The sequence below is a fragment of the Porphyromonas sp. genome, assembly GCF_030529325.1.
Lineage (GTDB): Bacteria > Bacteroidota > Bacteroidia > Bacteroidales > Porphyromonadaceae > Porphyromonas_A.
This window is the reverse complement of sequence record NZ_JAUMXC010000016.1, coordinates 38,600-46,294: the sequence shown is the minus strand read 5'-3', so window position 1 is coordinate 46,294 and position 7,695 is coordinate 38,600. Positions and strand designations below refer to the sequence as shown.

At 41.7% G+C, this 7,695-nt stretch carries 5 protein-coding genes; 3 read left to right on the top strand and 2 right to left on the bottom strand.

Annotation, left to right across the window (positions count from 1 at the left end; translation table 11 throughout):
* Positions 1–729: 729 nt before the first annotated feature.
* Positions 730–1,914 carry an aminotransferase class I/II-fold pyridoxal phosphate-dependent enzyme gene (locus Q4A14_RS04135; RefSeq protein WP_303170144.1) on the bottom strand — a complete coding sequence of 395 codons (1,185 nt, stop codon included), beginning with the start codon at positions 1,912–1,914 and terminating at the stop codon, positions 730–732.
* 194 nt (positions 1,915–2,108) lie between these two features.
* Here Q4A14_RS04135 and Q4A14_RS04130 point away from each other — a divergent pair, with 194 nt between their 5' ends.
* Genes Q4A14_RS04130 through menA form a run of 3 tightly spaced genes read left to right on the top strand, consistent with a single transcriptional unit; the run spans position 2,109 to position 5,051 of the window.
* On the top strand, positions 2,109–2,792 hold the full coding sequence (locus Q4A14_RS04130) for a cell division ATP-binding protein FtsE (RefSeq protein WP_303170142.1): 684 nt from the start codon (positions 2,109–2,111) through the stop codon (positions 2,790–2,792).
* Positions 2,793–2,809: 17 nt separating this feature from the next.
* Complete coding sequence (locus Q4A14_RS04125) at positions 2,810–4,138, top strand: aspartate kinase (RefSeq protein ID WP_303170140.1); 1,329 nt, start codon at positions 2,810–2,812, stop codon at positions 4,136–4,138.
* Positions 4,139–4,145: 7 nt separating this feature from the next.
* Complete coding sequence (gene menA / locus Q4A14_RS04120) at positions 4,146–5,051, top strand: 1,4-dihydroxy-2-naphthoate octaprenyltransferase (RefSeq protein ID WP_303170139.1); 906 nt, start codon at positions 4,146–4,148, stop codon at positions 5,049–5,051.
* Positions 5,052–5,053: 2 nt separating this feature from the next.
* On the opposite strand, the gene Q4A14_RS04115 is transcribed toward menA, so the two are convergent.
* The gene (locus Q4A14_RS04115) at positions 5,054–7,426 is read right to left on the bottom strand and encodes an outer membrane beta-barrel protein (protein ID WP_303170138.1); all 2,373 of its coding nucleotides are present in this window, start codon (positions 7,424–7,426) and stop codon (positions 5,054–5,056) included.
* Positions 7,427–7,695: the final 269 nt, after the last annotated feature.

Sequence of the window (7,695 nt, the reverse complement as noted above, 5' to 3'; positions counted from 1 at the left end):
AACTCTCCATTGTTAAAATAATTTTCGTTTGTTGTTCCTTTGACTCCAAGATCCGATTTATCGTATAGTTTCTAAGTATAAAATTGAACGGGGAAAATATTTCATTTCCCAATTGTACTACAATACTGTCAAGTTTATTGTCTATACTTTTGTCTTCAATATGTCTATGATCTACTTCGACCTCAAACAGCAAATCATAAATGATTATTCTATTTGTGATTTCGGCTGCAAAGGTACGATATATTTCGGATATTCCAAATATTAAAGAAGAGTTTTTCGGACAATATCCAAGAGCAGAAAAGCAATGGTAACTGAAAGTCCTAATCACAAGTTCAAGTAAAAAACTAATATTGAGCACATAACAAAAACATCTTCAACGAAATCTAAAGTCAAACTCATTCAACTTTCAGTAGCATATATTTCAAAACCCAAAAAAGACAGCCACCTGACAGATAAGGCTAAAGAAGAATTTAAGATATCATAGAAATAACATATCTATAATGTATATTAGATTAGACTTTTTGAGGAGATATCGGAAGACGACTCAGTATAAACGTCGAGTCATCCAACAAGCGGAAGCATTTGGAATAGACAATAAGAGGAAAAAATCATATAGTTCCCGGTAAAGACATTCCTTCCATTTTTGAGTAAAAGACAAAAAAATGAGGCTAATATTCGTTCACATAGAATAGTAACCTCATTTCTGTAAAAAGATGCTCAACAACTACATCATAGCAGATCCAACTGTTTAAAACACTTCTTGAGACGTTCTACTGCAAGATCTACCTGCTCTTTTGTGTGAGTTGCCATAAGGGCGACTCGCACAAGTGTATCTTGTGGGGCACAAGCCGGGGGTATTACAGGATTGATAAAAACGCCCTCGTCAAATGCCAACTTAGTTACAATGAAAGTCTTATCCATATCTCTTACATAAAGAGGTATAATAGGCGACTCGGTGGGACCAATCTCAAAGCCTTCTTCCCTAAATCTCTTGAGTGCGTAGTTAGTCACGTCCCATAAGCGCTCAAGACGTTCAGGCTCAGACTTCATGATACGAAGCGCCTCCAATGCAGCTGCAGTTGAAGATGGAGTTATAGAAGCACTGAAAATATATGTACGGGCATTGTGACGAATCCAATTTATGATCGAAGAATCACCGGCGATAAATCCTCCGATAGATGCAAGCGACTTACTGAACGTACCCATGATAAGATCCACTTGATCAGTGAGATCAAAGTGATCACAAACCCCTCGCCCTTCCTTCCCAAAAACTCCTATACCATGAGCCTCATCCACAAGTAAAGTTGCATCATACTTATTCTTAAGCCTAACTATCTCTGGTAGATTAGCAAGGTCTCCCTCCATGGAGAAAACACTATCAATAATGATCAACTTAACGGCATCAGGCTCACATCTCTGCAACTGAGATTCCAAGTCCGCCATGTCATTGTGCTTATACTTCAACTGTTGAGAAAACGAAAGCCTTCGCCCGTCAACAATGGAAGCATGAACCCGATCATCGCATATGATATAATCATTTCGGCCTATCAAGCATGGAATAACTCCCGAATTGACCGTAAATCCTGTGGGAAAACAAAGAGCTTCATCTTTGCAGACAAACTCAGCCAACTCTTTCTCTAACTGTACATGTAGGTCAAGTGTCCCGTTAAGAAACCTTGATCCGGCACAACCGGAACCATATTTACGTAAAGCATCCACACCAGCCTCAATGACACGGCTGTCTCCTGTTAGTCCGGTATACGCATTGGAGCCAAACATCAAGACTTTTTTGCCTCCCATATCCACTTCCGTGCCTTGTTTGCCTTCGATCTCACGAAAGTAAGGATACAACCCACGATCCATATATTGCTTAGGGGTATCGAACTTCGCAAGCCTATCTTGTAATAATCCCATGGGGTTATGTTGTTTGTTAATTATATTCTCTTACTCAGGCCACAAAGTTAGAAAAAAATCACTTACAAGCACAACTCTTAATATTCTGTGCCATACAGCAAGAGTCTTGGCTAAATCATACAGATAAGAGAATATGAAAGTCATACTTTTTAGCTAATTTTGTGTGCATTCCATACAATGCATCAAGATATTTTATGGCTGATCCTATTCTATCACTTGAACACATCACTCTGAATCGAGAGGAAAATACTATCCTTTCGGGTGCTTCGTTAGATATCTATCCCGGAGAGTTTGTATACCTTATTGGAAAAGTTGGGTCCGGCAAATCGACTCTCATAAAGTCCATATATGCCGATGTGCCGATAAATGAAGGAGAGGCAAGGTTCATGAACTTTGACCTTAAGGCGATAAAAAGAAAGAAAATACCATACCTAAGGCGCAACTTAGGAGTAGTATTTCAAGACTTTCAGTTGCTCCCCGATCGTTCGGTGTACAAAAACTTGGAATTTGTCCTAAAAGCGACAGGATGGAGCAATAAAAAGGAGATAGATCAGCGCATCCATCAAGTCTTAGGACAAGTAGATATGGAGAGCAAAGGATACAAAATGCCTCATGAACTCTCCGGGGGAGAACAGCAACGTATCGCCATATCGAGAGCGCTCCTCAATACTCCATGCTTGATCATGGCAGATGAACCCACCGGAAATCTCGATCCGGAAACCGGCGAACAAATCATCATGCTCCTTCGTAGCATTGCGGAAAGAGGGACTGCTGTCCTTGTCAGCACGCACAACTACGCATTGGTCCAAAAATATCCTGCCCGTATCATCAAGATAGACAACGGAAAGTTGTTGGAAATGCAGATACAATCAGAATAATATCAAAACCGACAGAGATGTTAATCATGAAGTTTGGGGGGACCTCCGTTGGCTCCTCCGAAAGAATAAGAGAAGTTGGTCGTCTCATAAACAACAGTATTCCCAAAATTGTAGTCCTTTCAGCGATGGAGGGCGTGACCAACATATTGGTAGAAATATGCAATCACTTCCGCAACCATAATCCACAAGGCGCACATTCCCTGATCGAAACTCTTGAGGAGAAGTACAAAGGTGTCATTGAGAGCCTTTATTCTTCACCCAAAGTAAAGAAAGAGATACTGGCATACGTACGTAAAAAGCTCGATTACATAGAGAGTTTCAAGGAAGAATTGTTCTCTGACTTTGAAGAGAAGTGTATCCTTGCGTTAGGCGAACTTATTTCCACAGAGATGATGAAAGCACATCTCGAGGAAGTAGGATGCAAAGTAGTCAAACTACCTGCTCTCGACTTCATGGTAACCAATAAATACGGTGAACCGGATCTTGAACGCATCACCACTTCCATAAAGAAACTTCTTTCCCACCATCCGGATACAACACTATTTCTAACAGAAGGATACATCTGTCGCAATGCCTACGCAGAGATAGACAACCTTAAGCGCGGCGGAAGTGACTATACAGCATCGATATTGGGAGCGTGTGTGGAGGCCGAAGAGGTTCAAATTTGGACTGATATTGATGGGATGCACAACAATGACCCTCGCATAGTCGATGGGACTTCGCCTGTTCGAAATCTACACTTTGATGAAGCTGCAGAACTTGCCTACTTTGGTGCCAAGATACTCCATCCCACATGCATACATCCGGCAAAGATGCAAAACATCCCTGTACGACTATTATACACGATGGATCCATCTGCTCCCGGGACACTCATCTCCAATGTTATAGAACCCGAAAAGATCAAAGCTGTCGCGGTCAAAGATAATATCACTGCTATAAAAGTCCTAAGCACGAGATTACTCCTTGCACACGGTTTTTTAGGCCGAGTTTTTGAAGTTTTTGAGAGACACCAAACAGCCATAGACCTCGTTACAACATCTGAAGTTGCAGTGACCGTTGCAATCGACAACCAAAGCCGATTAGAGGAGATACTTTCTGAGCTCAAAAGGTTCGCATCCGTATCCGTCGACAACAATATGTCTATCATATGTATTGCAGGAGACCTCAATTGGAAGAATGTAGGCTTTGAGGCTGATATCATTAAGGCATTGGAAGACATTCCCGTCCGAATGATATCCTATGGAGGCTCCAACCATAACGTTTCCGTTGTTGTACGTACAGAGGATAAGATCCAAGCCCTTAGGCAACTCAGCAAACACCTATTTTCACCCAAACTAGAAAGCTGAGACCATCATGACAGTCTCACCGCCAAAGCAAAATTCATCATTCATCAATACATGGTGGTACGCCATCAGACCTCACACATTAGGCGCTTCCATCGCACCACTTATCATCGCATGTGGAGCGTTGATAGCCGAAGAGGAGTTTAAGGCATTGGAGTTCTTTCTATGTCTTGCTGTAGCATTGTTTGCACAAATAGCAAGTAATATAGCTAATGATTACTTTGACTATAAAGGCGGTAAAGATACAGACAAGCGCGTAGGGTTTGACAGACTCCTAACCAAAGGTGTGGTAACGCCAAGGCAGATGCTTGTAGCACTCACACTCTCCGTGTTCTTTTGCACATTAGCAGGAGCTCTTCTACTTTGGCTCAAAGGTTGGATTGTACTCGTTATTGGAATAATAACTCTTGCGGGTATCTTCGCCTACTCCACCGGGCCATTCCCTCTTTCACACATGGGACTTGGAGACCTTGCAGTAGTATTGTTTTTTGGCCTTATCCCGGTTCTGGGAACATATTATGTCATAGCCGGAGTACCACCTCTGTATCTTTTCCCATTAGCTTTGGGTATTGGAGTCTGGGAAGCCAATATTTTAGTGGTAAATAACTACAGAGACTATTACGAGGACCTCAAAAGTGGCAAAAGGACACTTGTCGCCCGTATAGGACAGCGGTCAGGGCCTATTCTTTATACACTTAATGCCTTCATTGCACTGTTTACATTCATATTAGGGCTGTATATCGAGGGTAGTTCTATTGGAGCAATCATCACATCCATACTCCTTGTCGCGATCTACTTTTTGTGCATCACTGCGATGTACAAGTTGAAAGGACGCCGACTCAATGGTTTGTTGAAACTCACCGGTAAAGTCGCCGTCCTAACCTCTGTCTTGGTATTCCTTTCTCTTCTATTCTAAAGTCACCTACCCATACGTCCTATTTCTCTATCAAGGGCGCCTTCACCTCTATACTTGCTTTTCGTCGTGTTGAAACGATATCTCAACGAAAGTCCGGCCTTAGGCTTATAGTCATTGTTGATATTAAGATTTGTATACCTTGAGGTCATCAACCAATCCTCCTCTACGATATTTATGAAGTTTTCCAATGACAAAGACAATGACCACTTACCCTTCAACCATTGTTTCGTCAGACTTACATTTTGAGAAAACGAAGGACGATTGGCCTTGACAGAAGAGACATTCCCAAAAGCCATCATAGAGGCATTGATCCCCAAAGAGAGCTCCCAAGGTAACTCAAACTGATTCTTCATCTCGGTGTACAGCATAGGCTTATTGAGATGAACCCGTTTATCGAAATCCTCAAAATACAATCCGGACTGCATAATCCCACCAACAATCAAATTTGGAGACCAACATCCCACTTTGGGAGCAAAGATGAGCATGAGTTGCATCACGTGGTATGGCTCCGCATTGTGTATATTGATCAGGGTCGAGTATGGTTTGTACTGACCCGGTTTGTCTATTTCGGGCATGCGTTCGGTATATTGTAATATATCCCTACGTAAGTACTTATTTGACCAATATAAAGTAAACCACTTACGATTGAGCATCACCTCGGTATTATATGTTATGGAAGGCAGCAAGTTCGGCTCACCCCTCTGATATTCAAACCTGCTGATGAAAGTATACTCACCCGCAAGTTGCCAATATTGAGGGCGCACAATACGAGAATTAAAGGACACCTGAGCATTCATCCCCCAAAAATGTGAGGAAAAAGAGAAGGTTGGAAACAAGTCCGTAAACTCTCGACTCAACTCATCCACATACTTTCCTCCACGAAAATACTTGCTCTTCATGTGCTCCAAACGTAGTCCGGCTGACAATACTCCCACAACACCAAGAGCCTTGCTGTAGGTGGCATAACCGGACACAATACTCTGCCTGATGCGACTATCATTGTCCGGTAATCCCATCTCAGGATCGGGTCTATAAACATCCAAACGCTGTGTCCCCAGCACCTCCGTTCCGACAGATAGCTGTCCGCTCCACAAAGCACCGGAGGCTTCCACTTTAACTCCAAATGCCTTATTGTCTTCCTCGCCCTCGCTGATATACTTATTTATCACTCCATCCTCTCCTACTCTTTCCAAGGTAAGCTTATCAGTCCTTTGATACAATGAATAGTAGTCGGCATCTACCGATAGATTCCAATCCCCAACTTTTCGGACAAAATAAGCACTTGGTCTATGAGAAATATGAGGATGTGCGTCTGTGGTACCCAAAGTATAATACCAAACCTCAGGCTTATCATTTATAGAACTGTACAAGTCGTTTGACAAGATAGATCTATCTTTCAGCACCCTCACAATCTCATACTTCGCACCAAAGCCTGTACGATCGGTCGAATAATTGATGCCTGTACTTAAGGAGAAATTTGAATGATTACTGTCGTGAAAAGTATTGATATTATTCCTCCACATCTCATCCCCGACTTTCCCCAAAAGATATCCGTTCGATTCCTTGACAAATCTTCTATCCATATAGTTCATAGAAGCTAAAAAGTCCCACTCATCCAATCGATAATTGAGATCGGCAAGAAATCTCGGATTGACCTCTTTTTCTTCCAAATGATAATACTCAAGATCAGAACGTAAGACAGCGCTCAGTCCACTTCCCGGCTCTCTCTTTACAGTAATAAGTACAACTGCTCCTGTAGAACTGTCATACTTCGCATCAGGATTTGTGAGCACTTCTATCTTTTCTATCAAATGAGGTTGCACCCTCTGCAATTCTATATTGGATCGGACCTTTCGTCCATTTACATAAACAATAGGTGTACCCCGACTCAATACGCTAATCTCATCTTCCTTCACCTCAACGAGAGGCAATGCCTTGAGAACTTGCATCACATCAGTCATCCCCGAAAGCATGGTACCTGACACATTGGTACTTATACCTCCCGGTATGACAGTATGCTTAGGGCGTTCTGCTGTTACAACAGCCTCATTCAAGACTGTCACACTTGGTTTCATCTTGATATGCATAGATTGCTCTGTCTCTACTTTTCTGACATATGTCTCATATCCCATAGAGGTCACTCTGATGTAGACCGGTAGCTTTATGCCTTCAAGTGATACTGAAAACTTTCCATCAACGTCTGTAATCCCTCCTTTGATGAGGGTAGAGTCTCTCAACATCTCCACTCTGAAAGTTGCAAAACCAAGAGGAGCGTTCTGCTCATCAATGACTATCCCTTTGATAGTCTGGGCATAAAGAGTGGAGAAAGCATTTACCACCACACAAGACATGATGAGTAATACAATGTTTTTCATATTATCATTTAGCTATTTATGTACCTTGCAATGCAAATATACATATATTCAATAAAGCAGGATAATACAGACATCGATTTTCTGAAAAAACATGAGAAGAAATAAAGGAAGTTCTCATCAAGCTTTGATAATTTGTAATCTCATACAGCCGTTAAAATATCAGAGATGAAAAGATATAGAAGGATCAAAAACGATGTGCCTACCTTGACGAAAAAAGTTGTCTAACTTGATGTGTCAAGTTAGACAACTTTTTTCGAGTGTCAAGAAAG